The 21140-nt window shown below is 53.0% G+C and carries 17 protein-coding genes, 3 tRNA genes and 1 pseudogene; 4 read left to right on the top strand and 17 right to left on the bottom strand.

Features of this window, described 5'->3' with window-relative positions; all coding sequences use genetic code 11:
• Positions 1 to 25 precede the first annotated feature (25 nt).
• The 9 genes from LA360_RS22820 to LA360_RS22780 form a co-directional block, all read right to left on the bottom strand.
• Positions 26 to 97 (bottom strand) — tRNA-Gln (locus LA360_RS22820).
• A gap of 325 nt (positions 98 to 422) precedes the next feature.
• Positions 423 to 496, bottom strand: a tRNA-His gene (locus LA360_RS22815).
• A gap of 36 nt (positions 497 to 532) precedes the next feature.
• Positions 533 to 606, bottom strand: a tRNA-Arg gene (locus LA360_RS22810).
• Positions 607 to 819: 213 nt separating this feature from the next.
• On the bottom strand, positions 820 to 1755 hold the full coding sequence (locus LA360_RS22805; protein WP_022202682.1) for a S66 peptidase family protein: 936 nt from the start codon (positions 1753 to 1755) through the stop codon (positions 820 to 822).
• 151 nt (positions 1756 to 1906) lie between these two features.
• Positions 1907 to 3589 (bottom strand): peptide ABC transporter substrate-binding protein, encoded by a 1683-nt coding sequence (locus LA360_RS22800; RefSeq protein ID WP_022202683.1) that lies wholly within the window; start codon positions 3587 to 3589, stop codon positions 1907 to 1909.
• A 155-nt stretch (positions 3590 to 3744) separates the two neighbouring features.
• Entirely contained in the window at positions 3745 to 4731 is a 987-nt protein-coding gene (locus LA360_RS22795) for an ABC transporter ATP-binding protein (RefSeq protein ID WP_057571688.1), read from the bottom strand.
• A complete protein-coding gene (locus LA360_RS22790) occupies positions 4731 to 5729 on the bottom strand; it encodes an ABC transporter ATP-binding protein (RefSeq protein WP_057571687.1) in 999 nt (332 codons plus the stop codon). The genes LA360_RS22795 and LA360_RS22790 overlap by 1 nt, the downstream gene beginning before the upstream one ends.
• 10 nt (positions 5730 to 5739) lie before the next feature.
• On the bottom strand, positions 5740 to 6684 hold the full coding sequence (locus LA360_RS22785) for an ABC transporter permease (protein ID WP_057571686.1): 945 nt from the start codon (positions 6682 to 6684) through the stop codon (positions 5740 to 5742).
• 9 nt (positions 6685 to 6693) lie between these two features.
• A complete protein-coding gene (locus tag LA360_RS22780) occupies positions 6694 to 7620 on the bottom strand; it encodes an ABC transporter permease (RefSeq protein ID WP_022202686.1) in 927 nt (308 codons plus the stop codon).
• Between the two features lie 284 nt (positions 7621 to 7904).
• On the opposite strand from LA360_RS22780, the gene alr reads away from it, so the two are divergent.
• From alr to LA360_RS22765, 3 genes are read left to right on the top strand one after another with little or no spacing between them, the layout of a single operon-like run.
• Positions 7905 to 9080 carry an alanine racemase gene (gene alr / locus LA360_RS22775; RefSeq protein ID WP_057571685.1) on the top strand — a complete coding sequence of 392 codons (1176 nt, stop codon included), beginning with the start codon at positions 7905 to 7907 and terminating at the stop codon, positions 9078 to 9080.
• A complete protein-coding gene (locus tag LA360_RS22770) occupies positions 9077 to 10267 on the top strand; it encodes a M20 metallopeptidase family protein (protein WP_112482896.1) in 1191 nt (396 codons plus the stop codon). Before alr ends, LA360_RS22770 begins: the two co-directional genes overlap by 4 nt.
• 29 nt (positions 10268 to 10296) lie before the next feature.
• The gene (locus tag LA360_RS22765; protein WP_057571684.1) at positions 10297 to 11091 is read left to right on the top strand and encodes a M55 family metallopeptidase; all 795 of its coding nucleotides are present in this window, start codon (positions 10297 to 10299) and stop codon (positions 11089 to 11091) included.
• Between the two features lie 25 nt (positions 11092 to 11116).
• On the opposite strand, the gene pdxA is transcribed toward LA360_RS22765, so the two are convergent.
• Genes pdxA through LA360_RS22740 form a run of 5 tightly spaced genes read right to left on the bottom strand, consistent with a single transcriptional unit; the run spans position 11117 to position 16765 of the window.
• Entirely contained in the window at positions 11117 to 12121 is a 1005-nt protein-coding gene (gene pdxA, locus LA360_RS22760) for a 4-hydroxythreonine-4-phosphate dehydrogenase PdxA (RefSeq protein WP_022202690.1), read from the bottom strand.
• Between the two features lie 19 nt (positions 12122 to 12140).
• Positions 12141 to 13094: a 2-keto-3-deoxygluconate permease gene (locus LA360_RS22755; RefSeq protein WP_002586036.1), complete on the bottom strand. Its 954-nt coding sequence runs from the start codon at positions 13092 to 13094 to the stop codon at positions 12141 to 12143.
• A 2-nt stretch (positions 13095 to 13096) separates the two neighbouring features.
• Complete coding sequence (locus LA360_RS22750) at positions 13097 to 14239, bottom strand: glycerate kinase family protein (RefSeq protein ID WP_022202691.1); 1143 nt, start codon at positions 14237 to 14239, stop codon at positions 13097 to 13099.
• 15 nt (positions 14240 to 14254) lie between these two features.
• Positions 14255 to 15532 (bottom strand): nickel-dependent lactate racemase, encoded by a 1278-nt coding sequence (gene larA, locus LA360_RS22745; RefSeq protein ID WP_022202692.1) that lies wholly within the window; start codon positions 15530 to 15532, stop codon positions 14255 to 14257.
• A gap of 3 nt (positions 15533 to 15535) precedes the next feature.
• On the bottom strand, positions 15536 to 16765 hold the full coding sequence (locus LA360_RS22740) for a four-carbon acid sugar kinase family protein (protein WP_022202693.1): 1230 nt from the start codon (positions 16763 to 16765) through the stop codon (positions 15536 to 15538).
• Between the two features lie 163 nt (positions 16766 to 16928).
• On the opposite strand from LA360_RS22740, the gene LA360_RS22735 reads away from it, so the two are divergent.
• Entirely contained in the window at positions 16929 to 18785 is a 1857-nt protein-coding gene (locus LA360_RS22735; protein WP_089775275.1) for a sigma-54-dependent Fis family transcriptional regulator, read from the top strand.
• Positions 18786 to 19061: 276 nt separating this feature from the next.
• Here LA360_RS22735 and LA360_RS22730 read toward each other — a convergent pair whose 3' ends face one another.
• The 3 genes and pseudogenes from LA360_RS22730 to LA360_RS22720 form a co-directional block, all read right to left on the bottom strand.
• Positions 19062 to 20282, bottom strand: coding sequence for a M24 family metallopeptidase (locus tag LA360_RS22730; RefSeq protein WP_022200890.1), 1221 nt, complete (start codon positions 20280 to 20282; stop codon positions 19062 to 19064).
• Between the two features lie 84 nt (positions 20283 to 20366).
• A pseudogene (locus LA360_RS22725) lies at positions 20367 to 20696 on the bottom strand (PTS sugar transporter subunit IIB); the annotation flags it as partial.
• A 38-nt stretch (positions 20697 to 20734) separates the two neighbouring features.
• On the bottom strand, positions 20735 to 21139 hold the full coding sequence (locus tag LA360_RS22720; RefSeq protein ID WP_022200888.1) for a PTS sugar transporter subunit IIA: 405 nt from the start codon (positions 21137 to 21139) through the stop codon (positions 20735 to 20737).
• Position 21140 lies beyond the last annotated feature (1 nt).

The following is a 21140-nucleotide window of genomic DNA, read 5'->3' as shown; positions in this document are numbered from 1 at the left end:
TCCCTGCGGACTTTCCCCCATCGTACTGGGCCGGCGGGATTCGAACCCTCGAGTGCAGGAGTCAAAGTCCTGTGCCTTACCGCTTGGCGACGGCCCAACAAGCCGTATAGTGATCCGGCATGCCAAATTATAATACCATAGAATTTACCGGTTTGCAAGTTTTTGAAACCCACTTTTGCAGAATTCCTGATTTGGCTGATTGGGGATTCCTATTTTCCTGATTTACATCTGCCTGCGGATATGCTTCCACCACACCCACGCCGGCATTGCCGCCATTGCCTCCGAAATTGGAAAGGGCCGCCACAGGGCGTCCAGCCCAAACAGCGCTGTTCGTATCAAAGCATGCATTAGCTATACGGTATTATATACCGGTATCTAAAACAAGAAAAAAATCCCCTTTCCACACTTGGAAAGGGGAAAAGGGTGAGTAGAGGGATTCGAACCCTCGGCCTCCAGAGCCACAATCTGGCGCGATAACCAACTTCGCCACACCCACCATAATAAGTTATGAAACATCAGAGCTTACGCTCAATGAGCCTGAAGGGATTCGAACCCCCGACCCACGGCTTAGAAGGCCGTTGCTCTATCCAACTGAGCTACAGACTCACAACTTCTGACAGCCTTGATGTGACTCTGCACTTTCATGCCGACTGCTGTCAACGAGCTATAGTTTATCATATGTCTGTGGAGATTGCAAGCACTTTTTTAAATTTTTGTCCTTTTTTGCAGTACTTTTTGCAGTCTTTTCCGCAGCCTTTTCCAAATACCGGTTTCCGGCGCTGAAAAAGGCTGCGTCAAAGCCATATTTTGCCGCAAAATCTACCGTGGCTTCCGGTAAAATTGAATCCGTTTATAATCCCCGTCCATGCGGCATATGGTGCCAAAGGGCAGGGTTCCCATGGGCTTATCGTGGCCTGACCTGATATGATACATCACAGGCAAGTCAAAGGTTCCAAAGCGGTCATGAAGGAATTCTTCTATCTGATAGGTGCCGTCATACCGGTCATGGGTACAGTCCGTAAAATCTCCCAGGAGAATTCCCGCCGCGTGTTCAAACATCCCCGCGTATTCCATTTGTGTGATATACATGTCAAGAGAGGCGATGCCTTCCTCCACATCCTCCAGAAACAGAATCTTATCCCTGGTGTCCAGCTGATAGAAGGTGCCGCAGGCCCTGGCCAGCACGGATATATTTCCGCCTGCCAGAATGCCGGCCGCCGTCCCTCCCCGGATGGTCTTAAAGCCTTCCTCCCCGGGCGGGTTCCGAAACTCCAGCTCCTCCTCCATATTGAGGGCTGCAAACAGGCCGGACCTGGTGTAGTCGTCAAAATCCTTCAGCATATTGGAGCACACCATGGGGCCGTGGAAGGTGACCAGATTCCCAAACATCTGGAATACTGAGTGCAGGTTTGTTATGTCGCTGTATCCAACGAAAATCTTGGGATTTTCCTTCACCAGGTCAAAATCCAGGTATTTCATGATTTGGGAACTGCCATAGCCTCCCCGCACGCAGAAAACCGCCTTCACCTGTGAATCCGCAAACATGCGGTTTATGTCCTCTGCCCGGACACAGGCATCCCCCGCCAGATAATTATGAAAATTATACATATTCTCAAGACATGTGCCCAGTTTTACCCGGTACCCCATGCCCTCCAGCAGCTTTACGCAGCCATCCCTCTCCTCTTCCTTTACGGGAAACGCAGGGGCCGCCAGCCCCACCGTGTCCCCTTCCCTCAACCTCTCCGGAAATACCATCTGTCTCAATCCGTCCTTTCATCCTTAATCCACAGAGTGTCAGAAAGCAATTATCCGGCACTCTCCAGCCAAAAAGCCGCCCACGCTCTGATTTCCGGGCGTGGGCAATCCTGCTTCGCTTAATGACTATGGCCTGGCTCTCTCACCGTGCCTACTGCTTATCAGCATATTTAAATATCGTATGTCCAATATAGGTCTTGATAACGCCCTCGCATCCCGGCTTTACCAGAAGCTGTGCATTGCGGTAATACAGAGGCAGTATGGGCATCTCCTCCATCAGAAGCTTCTCGCCTGTCTCAAACAGCTCCATGCGCTTCTTGTTGTCTGTAAGGCTCCTGGCCTCTTTCATCATGCTGTCGTATTCCTTGGCCTCATCGTTCAGCCAGCGGCACTGGGTTTCATTTCTCTGGAGAAGGAAGCAGTCCAGATTAGTGCTGGGGTCAGGATAATCGCCGGTCCAGCCGTCATAGCAGATATCGAAACTGCCGGCCGTCTGCTCATCCCAGTATACCTTTGGCTCAAAGGTAACAATCTCCACATTCACGCCCAGATTTTCCTTCCACATAGCCTGCATTGCCTGGGCCACGTCCTTTTTCTCCTGGTCGTTCTGGGTAATCAGAGTCAGTGTGGGGTATCCCTCTCCGCCCGGATATCCTGCTTCTTCCATAAGCGCCTTTGCAGCTTCCACATCCTCTGTGAACAGGCTGCCCACCGTGGTGCGGTAATCTTCGCCGGAGCCCTCATAGGGAATGCCGTGAGGCACAAAAGCATAGGATGATTCCGGCCTGGAGGCAACGATGGACTGGTTGATGACATCCCTGTTAAGAGACATTGCCAGCGCCTTCCTCACCCGCGCGTCCGACAGGTAGTCTTTCTCGCAGTTAAAGTCATAATAGCAGGTTCCTATGAGATCATAGGACTTAAGCTCGTCGCTTCCCCCGTACTGTGACTGTGCCTGGGTCTGGATGATGGTATTGTCCACCACGTCCACCTCTCCTGCATTGTAAGCGGACAGCGCTGCCTCTGCGGACTCGATAAACACAATATTCACGCCGGCCAGCTTCACTGTATCTGCGTCAATGTATTCCGGATTCTTCTCCAGCACATAGCTGGCCTGGGGATTGATTTCCTTCAGCCGGAACGCTCCGTTGCTTACATAGGTGTCCGCCGACTTGGTCCAGGCCTCCTGCCCTTCCACCGCATCCTTCTTCACCGGAAAATAAGCGGTGACAGCTGTAAGGTCGATGAAATAAGCGGTGGGGTTCTCCAGGGTGACCTTCAGCGTCTTGTCGTCCTCGGCCTTGACGCCCACATCCCCGGCAGATGCCTTTCCCTCATTATATGCTTCGCCGTTCTTCAGATAGAACAGATACCATGCGCCGGGAGATGCCGTATCCCGCGCCAGGGTGCGCTTCCAGGCATACTCAAAGTCGCCGGCCGTCAGAGGGGAACCGTCTGACCATTTCAGGCCGTCCCTCAGTGTAAAGGTGTATTCCAGTCCGTCCTCACTCATCTCGTACTTCTCAGCACATCCATTGATAAGGCCGCCGTCCGGGCCAATCTGCATCAGGCCGGTAAACAGATTCTGAAGAACAATGGATGATGTGGCATAGTTGTTCATGGTAGGGTCCAGTGTCTCAGGCTCCTTCTGCATGGCGTAGGTCATAACCTTTCCGCCCTCGCTGCCGGTGCCGTCTTCCTTCCCTCCCGAAGCCTGAGCGGTCCGCTCCGCAGCCCCGCTCTCAGCCGGTTTTTCAGATTTCTGTCCGCCGCACCCTGCCAGCATGGAAGCAGCCATCACAAGACTCAGTAATACTTTTAAATTCTTTCTCATTCCACTCCTCCTTCTTATGGGCACCCAGCGGGCGTTCTCCGGCCGCTAAGCGCGATATATGCCACCGGCGCCCAGTCAAATGAATTCCTGACCGCCGGAACCGTCACATGCTTCTGGCCCCATGCTTCTGCTCATGTTAATCTGGCCCCATTCGCCTAATCAAAAAGATGACAGGCCACCTTATGTTTGTCATTGACCGCTTTCAACTCCGGCTTTGCCTGGGAGCAGATATCCTTTGCGTAACGGCACCTGCTTCTGAAGGGACAGCCGGGAGCCGGATTAATGGGCGAGGGCACATCCCCTTCCAGAATGATTCTTTTGTTCTCCTTAGCCAGCTTTGGGTCCGCCACAGGCACTGCGGAAATCAGGGACTGGGTGTAGGGATGGAGCATATTGTCATACAGCTCATCCACCCGGGCGTACTCAATCAGGCTGCCCAGGTACATGACGCCTACCTCCGACGAGATATGGCGCACCATGGACAGGTCATGGGAAATGAACAGATACGTGAAATGAAATTTATCCTGCAGTTCCTCCAGAATATTGATGACCTGGGCCTGTATGGATACATCCAGAGCTGATATGGGCTCATCGCACACAATGAACTCCGGCTCCGCGGCCAATGCCCTGGCTATGCCGATTCTCTGTCTCTGTCCGCCTGAAAACTCATGAGGATACCGGTTAATATGATCCGGTTTCAGGCCGACCATCTCGATTAACTCCCTGACGCGGTCATTCTTATCCTTCCCCGTGTGCAGCTTCATGGCCCATATGGGCTCGGCTATAATGTCGCCTATGTTCTTCCTTGGGTCCAGGGAGGTGTAAGGGTCCTGGAATATCATCTGCATCTTCTTCCTGTAGGGAACCATCTGGCTGTCGCTCAGTCCGGTGATGTCCGTTCCCTGATAGAGAATCTGACCCGCGGTTGCCTGGTACAGCTTAAGGATGGTGCGGCCCACCGTGGTTTTTCCGCAGCCAGATTCCCCCACCAATCCCATGGTACGGCCCTTCTCAATGGAAAAAGAGACTCCGTCCACTGCCTTTAGCACCTTTGGCTTGGAAAAAAGACCGCTTTTCAGCATAAAATGCATCTTTAAATCATTTACTTCGATACAGCTATTGGTATCAGTACATTGAGCCATCACAGCTTCACCTCCCCCATCCGGGCTTTCACCGATTCATTGTGAAGCCAGCAGGCGCTGATATGTCCGTTACCCAGGTCGCAAAAGGGCGGCTGGCGGACCGCGCAAAGCTTCATGGCGCGGGAGCACCGGGCCGCAAAGGGACATCCCTTTGGCGGGTTCAAAAGGTCAGGCGGCGTGCCGAAGATTGGCACCAGCTTCTCCTTTGTCCTCTTTGGTATGGAGGCCAGAAGTCCTGCCGTGTAGGGATGGCCGGTCCGGTAGAAAATATCCTCGATATTCCCTTCTTCCATGATTAATCCCCCATACATGACAATAACCCTGGTACACAGGCTGGATATAACGCCCAGGTCATGTGTAATCAGTATGACGGAGGTATTAAACTCATTCTTCATATGGGCCATCAGTTCCAGAATCTGGGCCTGTATGGTCACATCCAATGCCGTGGTAGGCTCGTCTGCTATGAGAAGCTCCGGCTTACAGCACATGGCTATGGCTATCATCACCCTTTGGCGCATACCGCCTGAGAGCTCATGGGGATACTGCTTCAGCCTGCGCTCCGGGCTGGGAAGCCCTACTGCTTCCAGCATGGCCAGGGCCTTTGCCTCGGCTTCCTTTCTGGAAAGCTTCTGATGGCGCATCAGAGGCCCCCGAATCTGCTCCCCTACAGTGAACAGGGGATTCAGACTGGTCATGGGGTCCTGAAATATCATGCCAATCCTGTTTCCCTGAATCTTCCTCATTTCCTTCGGAGACTTCTTAAGCAGATCCTCACCGCCAAAGAGCAGTGCATCCGCCTGCCGGGAGGCGTTGTCCTCCAGCAGTCCCATGATTGACAGCATGGTCACACTTTTTCCGCAGCCGGATTCCCCCACGATTCCCAGGCTCTCTCCCTTCCCCACACGGAAAGTGATGCCCCTTACGGACTGCACGCTGCCTGCGTCTGTGGTAAAACTGGTACGCAGGTTCTCTACCTCTAATATTGTATCTTCCATCATGTTCATCCACCTATTTCTTAAGTCTTGGGTCCAGAGCATCCCGCAGCCCGTCACCGATGAAGTTCAGGGCAAATATGGTGATGCTGATTGCCAGCGCCGGAAACAGCATCTGATACGGATATGAAAACAGATATTCTATGGCGTCATTGGCCAGGGTTCCCCAGCTGGCCTTCGGCACCTGGATGCCGATGCCCAGAAAGCTTAAAAATGCCTCCTGGAATATGGCTGACGGAATCAGGAACGTGACCGTCACGATGATGGAACCCATGCTGTTGGGTATCAGATGATGAATCAGTATCTGCCATTTGCTCAGTCCGCTGACCTTGGCTGCCAGGGCAAAGTCCTGCTCTCTCAGGGTCAGTATCTGGGCCCGGACCATCCTGGCCGTGGTAATCCAGTAGGTAAGGCACATGGCAATCAGGATGCTCTGTATGGTGTTTCCCAGAAACATCATAATTAAAATCATATAAATCAGGCTGGGAATGCCGGTCAGGATATCCACCACACGCATCATGATAATATCCGCAGTTCCTCCCACATAGCCTGATATGCCGCCGTAGAGCACGCCTATAACCATGTTGATGGCCGCTGCCGCAAATCCGATGGACAGGCTGATACGGGCCCCGTACATGGTCCTGACGAAAATATCACGTCCCATTTTGTCTGTTCCGAACAAGTGGGCGCTGTTAGGCCACTGGAGGGCATTTCCAAAATCCGTCTGGTCATATGTATAAGGAGAAAACATGGGTACATATATAGCCGCCAATGTCATAATGACCACAATGGCAATACCCAGCATGGCCAGCTTATCCTTCTTAAGCCGTATCCAGCAGTTCCTCCAGTAGGAGATGCTGGGGCGGTTAATGGATTCCATCTCCCGCTCTGTGTCGGAAAGTCCCGCCAGAAGTTCCTCCGGAATCACATCCGACATGGTAAATTCAACTCTCTCTTCCATCCTCTTCACCTACTCCGTTATCTTTACTCTTGGGTCAATCACAGCGTACATGATGTCAACAATCAGATTGCAACCAATAATCATCACGCCTAAGAACACGGTAAGTCCCAGTGTAACAGAATAATCCCTGTCCGTGATGGCGGATATGAAATAGCGGCCCAGTCCCGGGATGCTGAACAGCTTCTCAATGATGAACGTACCGGTGAGCAGCGCGGCCACCAGCGGACCCACATAGGTCACCACCGGAAGAACAGAGTTTTTAAGGGCATACTTGCCTATGACCTCCCATTCCGGCACTCCCTTGGAGCGCTCTGTCCGTATGTAATCCTGGCGCATGGTCTCCAGCATGCTGGATCGCATGAGACGGGTGATATAGGCCACCTGGGAGAATGCCATGCAGAACACCGGCAGCACATAATGCTTCCACGAAGTCAGTCCATAGGAGGGGAATATCTTCCACTTTTCGCAGAATACATACATCATCAGCACGCAGAACACAAAGCTGGGCACCGACACGCCGATGGTTGCCAGCACCATGGAAGCGCCGTCCGCCAGCTTTCCCCGCTTCACAGCGGCCACGATTCCCAGCGGAATTCCCGCCGCAAGGGCCACCGCGATTCCCAGCGCCCCCACCTTTGCCGATACCGGAAAGCCGTTGGCTATAAGCTCATTGACCGTGGTGTCCTGTTTTTTAAAGGAAGTCCCCATGTCCCCGTGAAGAAGGTTGCCAAGATACCTGACATACTGGGCCGGAAGCGGGTCGTTGAGACCATATTTTTCGGAAATCTGCTCCAGGATTTTTTCCGGCACATTCCTTTGCTCAGACGGACTGAAAGGACCTCCCGGAATGACATGCATCAGAAAGAATGTAATGGTAATAAGAATAAATAGAGATAACATGCCTGCTACCAATCGCTTGATTATGTATTTTGCCATTGCCATACCACCTTTATCTTAGATAAGCTGAAATCGGGCTGAACCGCCCTGTGTATAAAAAAAAGGCGACTTAAAGAACAGTAAGTTCACTGCGCCTTCGCCCGACGTACTTAATTAAAAATTATACCTACTGACAGGTTAAAAGTCAATAAAAAGGGCTCAGTTTCACATTGCATTTTCTGGCAGAAATACCTATAATTAAATTTGCGGCTGCCGGATTACCGGACCGGATGAGATTTTTACCCCTGTTTTTAGCCGCGAGATGGAAAGAAGGTATGAATCACATGGAAATCCCTGTTCTGAATGAGATAATGAGAGATACGGTGGTGGAGGTGGATCTGGACCGCATCGCCTTCAATGTGAGGCAGATTAAGGCCATGGCCGGCCCCGGCACCCAGGTTGCGGCAGTGGTGAAGGCGGACGGCTACGGCCACGGCGCCCTGGGTATTGCGCCTGCCATCATGGAAAACGGAGCCAGCCTGCTGGCAGTGGCTACCCTCTCCGAGGCTGTGGAGCTAAAGCAGGCCTATCCCCGCTACCCCGTGTTAATTATGGGGCTGACACCGGACCGGCTGCTGCCCTATGTGCTGGAATACGGCATCATCCAGACCATTGACACCCTGGCCCAGGCAAGGCTCCTTAACCGCCTGGCCTCAGAAAAAAGGCAGCAGGCTGTCATACATATCAAATACGACACCGGCTTTCACCGCATCGGATTCCCTGACTGCCCGGAAAGCCTGGACGAAATCCGCCAAATCTGCACCATGCCCTGGCTGAAACCGGAGGGCATTTACTCCCATCTGGCCCTGAAGGACGACGAGTCCAACCAAGTCCAGTTCCGGTGTTTCATGGATGCTGTCACTGAACTGGAGCGCGAGGGCTGCCATTTCCCATATAAACACATTGCCGACAGCATTGCCGCCGTTGATTTTCCTGAATACAGGCTGGACATGATACGGGCCGGAGCCATTGTATACGGGTTAAAGGGCTTCCACAAGGGACAGCTTGACATTCGTCAGGCCCTGACCTTTAAGACCCGCATCAGCCACATCACCCCGGTTTTTAAAGGCCAGGGGGTAAGCTACGATTACCTGTGGACCGCGCCGCGGGACACCAGGGTGGCTGCCCTGCCCTTTGGCTACGCGGACGGCTATCCCCGGAACCTGCGCGGCAAAGCCATGGTAACCCTCAGGGGAAAACAGGTCCCGGTGATCGGAATCATATGCATGGACCAGTGCATGATAGACCTGACCGATGTGCCTGATGCACAGATAGGGGACCAGGTTATCATATACGGCGACGGAACAGGAAACACGCTGGACATAGACGCGGTCAGCCGTCTGGCAGGCACCAATAAAAACGAAATCGTGTCACGGCTTACCAGACGGCCTCCAAGGGTCTATGTGGGCGGAGAAAATGTAAGGACAGCAGACTATTTTCCGGAAAGGATGACACCATGAATATAAAACAACGGACAGAAGAATTATACCCGCAGCTGGTACAGATTCGCAGGGATCTGCACCGGCATCCCGAACCGGGTTTTAAGGAGCACTGGACCAGCGCCCATATCCGCGGCCTTCTGGATGAATGGGGCATTTCCTACCAATTCCCTGTGGCCGGTACGGGAATCGTGGCCATGATCCAGGGCGGGAAGCCCGGCTCCGGCAATACGGTGGCACTCCGCGCCGACATGGATGCCCTGCCTCTGACAGAGGACTCCTCCCGCCCCTGCTGTTCCTTAAATCCCGGCCATATGCACGCCTGCGGCCATGACGCCCATGTGGCCATTGCCCTGGGTACGGCCCGCATATTGATGGAAACCCGGAGCGAATGGTCCGGGTGTGTAAAGTTCTTCTTCCAGCCCGCGGAGGAGACCACGGGGGGAGCCCTTCCCATGGTGGAAGCGGGCTGTATGGAACATCCCCACGTGGACTACGTCACCGGACTCCATGTGATGCCCACCCACGAGACAGGAGAAATTGAAATCCGCTACGGCGATTTAAATGCCTCCTCAGATGAGATTCACATAAAGGTCCATGGAAAGAGCTGCCACGGCGCCTATCCTGATACGGGAGTGGATGCCATTGTCATGGCTGCCGCTGTCATAAACAGCCTGCAGACCCTGGTAAGCCGCTGCATTTCTCCCCTGGACAACGCCGTCCTCACGCTGGGGACCATACACGGCGGGACCGCCGGCAACATTGTGGCAGGCGAAGCAGAGATGACCGGCACCCTGCGCACCACGGACCCTGACATGAGACGGAAAATCATTGACGCCATGACACGGCAGGTAAGCTGTACCTGCCAGGCCATGGGAGGAAGCGGGGAGGTTGTCATTGTCCCGGGATATGCCGCCCTCATAAACTCAGACGAAATCGTGGATGTGCTGGTGGAGGCAGCCACAGATGTCCTTGGCAGCGAACACATACATCCAAAAAAATTCCCAAGCCTGGGAGTGGAGGACTTTTCATTTTTCCTTGAAAAGGCAAAGGGAGTATTCTATCATCTGGGATGCGCCAACAAAGAAAAAGGCATTACATCCCCCCTTCACAGCCAGGACTTCGATATCGACGAAGCCTGTCTTAAGCTGGGGGTGGAGCTGCAGGCGGAACTGGCTTTAAGGCTGTTAAAGCGGAATCTTACTTAGAATAACCAGAATACAGGAGGAATGACATTATGAAGGTTTATATCAGTGTGGACTTTGAGGGGGTGGCCGGCTCCACTTCCTGGAGTTCAACCAACTTAGGTGATTTGGAACACGGGCCCATGGCCAGGGAGATGACCCTGGAGGCAGCCGCGGCATGCAGGGGAGCCCTGGCAGCCGGTGCAACAGAAATTTACATAAAGGATGCCCATGAATCCGGCAGGAACATGGATATCTCCCTTCTGCCCAGGGAGGCAAAAATCATACTGGGCTGGAAGTACTCCCCGGATTCCATGGTCTGCGGTCTGGACGGGAGCTTTGACGCCCTTATGTTCGTGGGATACCACTCTCCTGCCGGTACCAACGGCAGCCCCCTGGCCCACACCATGAACCGCAAGACCAATTACATTAAATTCAACGGCAGGCTGGCTTCGGAATTTCTCATGCACGCCTATGTGGGCGCATCCCTGGGCGTACCATCTGTATTCATCAGCGGCGACAAAAATCTTTGCAGCCATGTTCATGAGTACGATCCCCGCATCACTGCAGTGGCAGTGAAGGAGGGCATGGGCGCGGCCACCGTCAACCTGGTGCCGGAGATGGCCCAGGAGCTCATCGAGGAAGGCGCAAAGAATGCCCTTCTCGCAAAGGATACCTGCCATCTGGAGGTACCTGAAACCATTGTCATGGAAATCAACTTCAAAGACCATTTCCGGGCGCTGAGGGCTTCCTATTATCCCGGAATGGTGATGACAGATGATTTTACGGTCTCCTATACCGCCCGCTCCATCAATGAATTGATGACAGCCCGGATGTTTGTGCTGTAATCGGGGGATTCGTGCATACACTATACTACTTCCGGTTCCTGGCAAACATGACTGCGTACTCAAGAGAATTCTTCAGACTCAGCTCGCTGGCTGTTCCTGTTCCCGCCTGGTCAAAGGCCGTTCCATGGTCCACGGATACACGGATGACGGGAAGTCCCAGGGTGATGTTTACGCCGGCCACCGCGTCCCAGGCCTGCCTCTCCTGGTTATATACAAATCCCGCCACCTTAAGGGGGATATGTCCCTGGTCATGATACATGGCCACCACGATGTCATACCAGCCGCCTCTGGCCTTGGAGAACACGGTATCCGGGGGCACAGGGCCCTCGGCCTGGATTCCCTCTGCTCTGGCAGCCTCAATGGCAGGAATGATCTCCTGGATTTCCTCCTGCCCGAACAGGCCGTGCTCCCCGCTGTGAGGATTCAGCCCGGCAACTGCAATCCTGGGGTTCTCAATCCCCATCTCCCTGCATGCCCTGTCCCCAATCCGGATCACATCCAGCACGCGCTGCTTCTTAACCCGGTCGCAGGCCTCCCGCAGGGACACATGGGTGGACACATGGACCACCCGCACGTTCTCATGGGCCAGCATCATGGTATAGTTTTTGGTTCCGGTCAAATCAGCATAAATCTCCGTGTGGCCGGAATAGTGGTGTCCTGCCAGATTCACAGCCTCCTTATTGAAGGCATTGGTGACAGTGGCATCCACCTGTCCGTCCATGGCAAGTTCAATTACCCTCTTCACATAATGGAACGCGGCGTCCCCGCACATGGCGGACACCTGCCCCCGCACCAGTTCATCCATGGAAACCAGACCCATGTCCAGTACGTCTATGGTACCGTGGGTAAAAACAGCATCCCTCACATCCTTTACTGCCCGGACAGTCATTTCCTCATGTCCCACGATTTTCAGCGCGGCTTCCAGGACACAGGCATCTCCCACAACAATGGGCCTGCATGCTTCGTATATGGACTGGTCGGCCAGGGCCTTCACGGTAATCTCGGGGCCTATGCTGGCCGGGTCACCCATGGTAATACCTATTATTTTTCTATCTTCCACGCTTACGCACCTCTATTTTATGCAGATAAGAAACTAATACGGGACAAAGGATAGCTGTCACAATGATAGCAGCGGTAATCTGTGCAGTGGCGGCCTCCGCCACCGCCAGAAGTGTGGCGTCCACAGCTGCTACCGACGCCGGCGTGGCAGCCGCGTTGCCGGCTGTGGTTCCAATGGCTCCGCCCACTTCCGGGTGGTCCATGCGCAGCAGCTTATAAACCAGATAGCCCGCCAGACCGGTAATCAGGGTACAGGCAACGCCCAGAAGGATTCCGGGGCCTCCTGCCTTTAACAGGTTCATGATGTTCAGTCCCGCCCCCAGAGGAAATGCGAAGAAGGGAATCAGCATGGTGGCGCCCGGTTCACAGAACTTGCGGATATCTTCGTCCAGGTTGCCCAGTATGCATCCCACGATGACAGGGACAATACAGCCTATCAGGATAGACATGGGTATCTTGGCAACACCGGCGGCTCCCAGGGCAACCATGGTAAAGAAGGGGCCGTCATTGATGGAAAGAATGGAAACGGCGCCTACGTCGGTCGCATCTCCGTACTCTCCGGCCAGGGCCGCGTACAGTCCGCCGTTGGAGTTAGCCAGAGCGCCTACAATAGCCAGGGTGGAAAGACCCAGGAAACCCTTCTCTCCAAAAAGAGTACCGCAGATCAGTCCGATGATAATACCCACTCCAACTTTTACTGCCGTGATAAGCATGCCTTTATATACCGTAACGCCGGCCTTTTTAAAATTAATGGTAGTGGCGTTACAGAAAATAAAAACAGCCAGAATGGGCATGGCTCCTGATTTCCACAGATATGTAGTGAATGTACCGTCAAAGGCGCTCCACAAAACATTTCCGAAAAAGGTGTTGACAATTGCTCCCAGAAGCAGCGGTACTACCATCAATCCTCCCGGAATCTTCTTAACTGCCTGTAAAATCTTCATACTTAATGTTCCCCCTGTCCGGCTTTTATAAGCCTGATAATATTATCTACCGTATAAGCCAGGTTCTCCTGGCTGCGGTGCCTGCTGACGGAAAAATCCTGAGGAAGCCTGTTAATGGGGAACACCGCTGTCACGCCCATATCGTAGGCCTTTCCTATCTCGTCGTCATCTGCCCCGCCTACCACCGCAATCACGGCTTTGGCCTGCTTATTAGCCCTCTTTGCAATTCCAATCACTACCTTGCCCCGAAGGCTCTGGGAATCCAGCTTTCCTTCGCCTGTAAGGATATAGTCCGCGTCGCCTATGATTTCATCAAACTTCACCGTATCCAGCACGGTCTGAATCCCCATCTGAAGCCTGGAACCAAAGAATGCAATCATACCTGCTCCCATGGCTCCGGCTGCCCCGGTTCCCGGCACCTGGCTTATATCGGTGCCCGTTGCCTGGGCAATGGCCCTGCTCAAATTCCTGATTCCCTCGTCCAGCTGAAGGACCATGGCCTCATCCGCTCCCTTTTGGGGGCCGAAGATAAAGGAGGCTCCCGCAGGTCCGTACATGGGATTATCAATATCGCACATGGTAACGATTTCCACCTGTTCCAGGAGACTGTCCCTTCCTGACAGGTCGATTCTGTCGATATCGGCAGTGGTTCCGCCGGTGGGAATGAATTCCCTGCCGCCCCTGTCATAAAACCTGATACCCGCCGCGGCCGCGGCGCCGCAGCCGCCGTCATTGGTGGAGGAGCCCCCCAGGCCCACAATGATTTTCTTTACCCCCTTACCGGCCGCCGCAAGAATCAGCTGCCCCACCCCATAGGTGGTGGTAAGCCTTGGATCCTTCCTGTCCTCCACCAGGGGAAGCCCTGCGCAGGACGCCATCTCGATGACAGCTGTCTGCCCTCCGTCTATCAGCCCGAAATAGGACTCCATGTCCTCAAAATAGGGATTCTTAACCGTGACATATTCCTTAACGCCGCCCACTGCCGTGATAAAGGCATCCACGGAGCCCTCTCCCCCGTCTGCAACAGGTATGGAGACGGTCCGGCTGTCGGGAAAATGCTTTTTTATCTTCTCATCCATCACTGCGCAAATCTGGCTGGAACTCAACGTCCCCTTAAATGAATCAGGTATTAATATAAACTTCAAATCCGTATCCCCCTCTTATCCTCTTACGATGACAGACACGCCGTCCGGAATCACTGTTACCTTATAATCTTCCTTATCAACCATTGCCTTTGCCTTTTCCAGGGCCTCCTCCATGGTGTGGGCCGGAATCATGTGAAGCTCCTCCACCAGTTTATCGTCGCAGGAGGACACAAACACAATCCTGGCCTTTAACATGACCCTGGCAAAAATCTGTGACTGCCATTGGTCTATGATGGTTTCCTCCGGTTTTCTGTCCATAAAGGTCTTCATCATGCGGTTTAAGTCCTTTTCGTCCCGGAAGGTCTCATGGAAATACTTGCCGCCGTGGCCGTCCGCTGCCTTGGAGAGCATGATGATGACTCCCCCCTCCTTCACCGTCACCTCTGCTGCCGTCATGCCCTTTACGGACTGGTAAATATTCTGGTCCAGAGGATAGCCTCCGTTTGTGGATATTACGATATCCGCTGGTACGGCATCCACCTGGCACTTGGAAGCCAGGAATTCCCTGCCCACACGGTGGGCCAGGTCGCAGTCCCCCGCCACTGCAAAAATGGGGTCATGGGCGGAGTCAATCACCACATTGACGATAAAGTCCAGTCCCGCCACCCTGGCGGCGTACAGCATGTCATTGTGAATGGGGTTGCCCTCAATGATGCCGGTCCTGGAGTGGGGATCGCCGATAAAGGCCGAGTTATGGTTGTACATAACCGTCTCACGGCTGGCCACGCCCGGAAGCACGCTTTTTCTACCGCCTGAAAATCCGGCAAAGAAATGGGGCTCAATAAATCCTTCCGCAACCAGCAGGTCTGCTTCCACTGCCAGTTTGTTGATATACAGGTTTCCGCCTGAAGGCAGCTTGCCCAGATAGACCATATTATCCGTATCATCACAGTCATGGACTATGATGGTCTCATTTTCCGTAATCTCAGGGCCAAACTTTGACTCCAGCTCCTCCCTTGTGGTCTCCCTGTGAAGTCCCGTGGATATAAGAATGGTAATCTCAGCATCCGGATTCCCTCTGCGGATTTCCTTCAGGATAAGAGGCATGATAATGTGGCTGGGCACAGGCCTTGTGTGGTCGGAAGAAATGACCACAACCTTCTTCTTGTCAATGGCCATGTCGCATAGCCTGGGAGTCCCGATGGGATGCTCCAGTGCCTCCTGCACCAGCCGGCTTCCCTCCATGGGGGCCTTGTAATCATGAAGTTCTGATACAAGCACACCAGCCAGATGCTCCTCCTCAATTTCCGCTTTCAGTGTTTCCTTTCCATAAGGCAGTAAAAATTCTCTCATGGGTTATATTCCTCCTCTTTCTTTTATTTTTCTCATGGCAAAGGCCGCCGCATCCTCTGTGCCGAAAGCCCCTGCCTTTGTTACCAGTTTAAGTCCCTCATAGGCTCCGCCCTTAACCCTCACCAGCGGAACGCCAACCAGGATTTCAGCCAGTATCTCCGAACCGTCGGCCCCGATGTTCATGAGCATTCCCAGGGCCGTATCACCTCCGGTAAGATATACTCCCGACACCGCTGCCGAGTCCAGCACCTCTTTTGCCATCCTGCCTATGAGTGAGCGGACATAGTCTCCCACCTCGGTCAGGTCCATCCCGCTTTTCTCTCCCACCTCCTGGGACAGCTCAATCAATTCCCTGTCATAAGCCGTATCCGTAAGAAGGATGGTATCCCTTCCGCTCTTTAGATATTCCACAGCCATATCGCGGTAATCCTCAGGCCGGGCTGTTCCCGTCATAATCCGGGCTACAGGCACCTTGACCATTGCGTATCCGGCCCTTTCGCAGTAACGCATCTGTTCATTGGCCACCGAACTGATGCTGGCCACCACGCCAAAGGACGGAAGGGTGGGCTTCTCCAGTTCCATCAGATTGTCGGCCATTCCCGCAGTTCCCACATAAAGGGTCCGCCGCCCGTCCTGTCTGGCCGCGGCAATGATCCGTTTCAAGTCGTCATCCGACTCGGCGTCACAGACAAAGATCCTGCCCCTGTCAAAGGAAAAGGACTGGCTTCTTACGTCCGGCAGGTATTTTAACTGTACCGGTTCCTCATAAACCTGCTCCAGCAGCTTTACCAGATTATCCTCCATCACCGGGTTCTTGGGGTCCTTGGATAATTCTGTTTTACAGATTTCCACGCCGTTCAGACACTGCACTCCGTCCATGGTGGTCCTTCCCAGCGCGGGAAGAGCCGGGGCAAACACCACCAGATCCGGGCGGAAGGCGTCATCCACTGCCTTTATTTCCTGGGAAATGTTTCCTCTCATGGTGGAGTCCACTTTCTTTATTATGTAGCAAAACTGTCCGAAATCTACCTGTTCCAATGAATGACGCACGATTTCATAGGCGTGGCCTGGCAAAGCGTTCCTGCTCTCCGTATCAATCACAATAGACTTTTGTGAATCCACCGGTTTTCCGGCAAACAGGACCTCCGTCGGATATCCTCTCCTCTTTAGCTGCACTCCCGTATCATTTGCCCCTGTAAAATCATCCGCGATAATCAGATATCTATCTTCCATTGGTTCCCAACTTCCTTTATCGTTCATTTTTGAAACATATCAGTTTCTTTCACCAGCTCCATAATTTATTGTAATATAGGAAGCCTTTTCAATTCAAGGAAAATGCTGTATAATATGTTTAAAATTGCAACATTCGGAAGATACGTATTCCAGAGGAGGCAGAATGGGCGAAAAAGTCAGGATACTTGGAATTGCTCCCTATAAGGGATTGGTAACATTAATGAAACGATACGGAAGCCAGAGGGATGATATCCAGCTGACAGCCATGCTTGGCAATGTGGAGACAGGACTTTCCCTAGCAAAGGAACATTACAGAAACTATGACATCATCATCTCAAGGGCCAACACAGCCAGCCGCATTGCAAAGGGTGTACCCATTCCTGTAATTGATATTGGAATTGATTATTATGACGTGCTCCTCTGCCTGAAAACAGCAGAGAATACAAAGACCAAATTCGCGGTCCTGGGATTCCGTTCCCTGACCACCATCGCCAAAAGCATATGCAATGTACTTAAGATGCCCACGGATATATTTTCCATCAACACCACGTCCGAGGCCAGCTCCCTGCTGGACAAATTAAAGGAGCAGGGCTACAAGACCGTCATATGTGATACGGTGCCCTACAACTATGCAAAGCTGATTGGCATAACCCCTATTCTTCTCACCTCCAGCATGGAAAGCCTGAAAGCCGCCGTTGACCAGGCAGTCTATACGTGGCAGACCCACAGGGATTTATACCACTCCCTGTCCCTTATGCACCAGCTTTTGGACAGCAGCGCCAACCGCTTCCTTGTGCTGTCCCGGACAGGCGAGTGCCTCTACACCACACTGGAGGACGAAATAGCCGTCCCTATACAGGCAAAGCTTCAGAATGAACTGGAGCAGTGCTGCGCCGGCCGGAAGCGCGCCTTCTTTATAACAGTAAACAACCAGATGTACTCCATCACCTCCCATCTGGTGGATGAGACCCTGAGTCCCTACATCATATTCCACATCATGCGCTCAGAAATCCCCCTGGCCTACTCAAAATACGGGGTGACCATCATGGACAAACAGTCGGCGGAGGACAGCTTTATGGACAGCTTTTACAGCAATACGGAGCTGGCGCGGGAAATTCTCACCAACACCGAGGAGGCTGCCCCTTCCCCCTTAAGTCTTATGATAACCGGGGAAATCGGCACGGGAAAGGACCGGGTGGCCCATATCTATTACGCCAAAAGTCCTCTGTGTGACAATCCCCTCTACGTCATCAACTGCTCCCTTATCAGTGATAAAAGCTGGGACTTCATCACAAAGCATTACAACTCACCCTTTACGGACAATGGAAATACCATCTATATTTCCAATCTGGACGCGCTGCAAAAAACAAAGCAGAAACAGCTGCTCTCCATCATACTGGACACAAACATGCATGTCCGCAATCATTTGATATTCTCCTGCACCCAGCCCGCGGGAAGCGCCACTCCCCATGTGGTGTTTGAATACACCAATGCCCTGGGATGCATCCTGGTTCCCATCAAGCCGCTGCGGGAACAAAAGGAGGACATCATCTCATCCGCCGGTCTCTATATCAATACCCTGAACCAGGAGCTGGGCCGGCAGGTTGTGGGGGTTGACGACGAGGCCGCTGCGCTTTTAGAGCAATACGACTATCCCTACAACAGAACCCAGTTCAAGCGGATTCTGAAAGAAGCCGTCATACGGACAGAAGGGCCCTATATCTGCGCTCAGACCATACAGGAGGTAATCCGGAGGGAAGATGTCCTGTTTTCCGGATTCCCCCTTCCGGCACGTACACCCCTGGGTGGCTCCGGCAAAGACACGGCTGCTGATACGCAGAGCAATACGCCGCCGGATCCTTATCCGGTTTCATTCCATCTGGATACCAGCCAGTCCCTGGACGGGATGAACCGGGATATTGTGCGCTATGTGCTGAAAACCTGCGGCGGCAACCAGACATCCGCGGCTAAGAAGCTGGGAATCAGCCGGACTACACTGTGGCGGTATCTGAACCGGTAGACAGCCGCAAAAGGCGGTGCAAAAGCGATGCAAGGCCGGTCTGCCGTACGCCGTATATTCCTTGAACCAGGGCAAGACAAAGGGAGCCGTCAGGCGGCTCCCCTCAAACTGTAGACAAACGCAACTTTGTGCATCAGGTGCTCGAGGGCAGAGCCCCCGAATTGGAATCACGCAGGCGGAATTCACTTCCGCCGTAGTGTAGAAATGCCGATTTCCAGGGGCTAAAAGCCCTTGTGCGAGGAAATCGGCATTTCATCCTTACAGGATTGAATTTATCTACTTGTCAGCTCCCACTTCAATCACAGGCTCTCCCGGACCGGTTATCCATTCCGCGCCGTTTTCTGTCACCAGCACCTCGTCCTCCATCCGAAAGGACAGATAGATGGATTCCACTCCCTTTTCCAGGTCATATGGATAGACCCCGTTTTCCACAGCAAACACCATGCCCGGTTTCAGCTTTTCACCGGCTTCATCATGTATGGTGGGATACTCCACCACGTTGAGACCGATGCAGTGTCCGCTGGAGTGAAGCAGAAATTTCCCGAATCTGGAATCCCGGATGTACCCCTCGCAGATACGGTTGATATCGGCTATGGAAACTCCCGGCTTCATGGCCTCCTTGGCAGCCGCCACGCAGCCGCTGGCTGTTTCAGCCATTTCACGCTCCTCCCGCGGCACGGTTCCCAGATAGAACACCCTGGTAAGGTCGGACGCATACCCGTCAATGTGGCCGCTGATATCCACCAGGACATACTCTCCCTTCTGAACCACACGGTCTGTGGCATATGTATTAAATGTGCAGTACTTGTCAATACCGCTGGTAACGGTCAGATATGATATCTTATCCACTCCGCCCTGTGCCATCCTCATTGCAATGCCCTTAGATATATCCTTCTCCGTTGTCTCTCCGGCCACAATGGTCTTTCCCGTATCCAATATGGCTTTTTCCGTTATCCGGCACACATGCCGGATTCGTTCAATCTCCCATGGTGTCTTTACCATTCTGGCTCTCTGTATTGCCAGGGAACCATCTGTGAAACAGATGCCCGGCTGGGAATCAATGATTTTCTTTAACAGCTCCATGGACCAGAAGTACTGCATGCCGTCTCCTGCCTCCAGGCCAATGGTCCTTGTATCCGGCTGGATTTCCTTTATGATTCTGTCAATGATGCTGACCGGTTCCCCGCCCTCCAGGGGCCCCAGGTTTCTGCTGGCTGTTCCCCAGCAGTAGATACGGCTGGTCCAGCTCGTATACTGCACCGTGGTCTTTTCCAGTATTCTCAGGATAATAGCCGGGTCACCCTCTCTGGGTACCAGCACATATACCGGCCTGAAAAGGCTGGAGGTGTACCAGGAACGGTAACCGGTGGAATAATAGATATTTTCAGGAGTGGAGAGCAGCAGCATGTCTATATCCTGCTTTTCCATCTCAGCCTGAAGCTTTTCATTGTGGAGCCGGAATTCTTCCGGCGAAAAAGATTTGTATTCCTGTGTCATATTTCCTCCTAACTATTATGCAAAGATTCCCAGGAGTCCGCCTGCCAGGCCGACTGCCGCAACCAGGATGATGATATTGACAGACGCCCCCATACCGCCCAGAATCACCTTCTCTATTTCAATCCCCTCTTTGAGAAGAGACTCTATGATTTCCGGAACCTTTACAAGAACCAGAAAATTCTCCCCCCTTACCGGCTCCTCCTTCAGGAATTCCCGGGCTTCGGAAACCGACTGTATCAGCACCTCCACCCCCATGGGAGCCGCGGCCTTGTAGATGCGCTCCATCAGCCGGTTCTGGGAGAGCTCGTCATCAATAATCAGTATCTTATTGATTGGATACTGTTTAATCCAGGCAGTCACCACCTGTCCGTGAATCAGCCTGTCGTCAATCCTGGTCAAAACAATGTTTTTCATATGCTTTTGCTCCTTTCCTATATGGCAGCCCGCGGGTATCAGCTCATCTGCAGCAGAACATGGCTGTCTACAATCCCTTCCCTGGCAATGTCCGCCAGTCCTCCGAAACTTCCTCTGCTTCCATCCATCAGACGGCGGTTGATGGCTTCTATCAGCAGAGGGAGGTTGGTACCCGTGATATGAGTAAAGGAACATTCCTCCTCCAGCTGAATCATGGTGTTAAACGGCGTTCCGTACATCAGGTCTGTAAGCACCAGGACTTCCTGGCCCGAATCATTGGAGCGCCGGATGGATTGCTCCACTCCGTTTTTCATCTCCTCCAGATTGCATCCCGGCTCCACACAGTAGGTCTCTATATCAGGCTGGCTGCCCAGGATGAGCCGCGATGTCCTTACCAGGCTTTCGGCCAGTGAACCGTGTGTGAAAACAATGATTTTATACATA

The organism is Enterocloster clostridioformis, assembly GCF_020297485.1.
GTDB lineage: Bacteria > Bacillota > Clostridia > Lachnospirales > Lachnospiraceae > Enterocloster > Enterocloster clostridioformis.
This window is presented reverse-complemented; position numbering and strand designations above follow the sequence as displayed.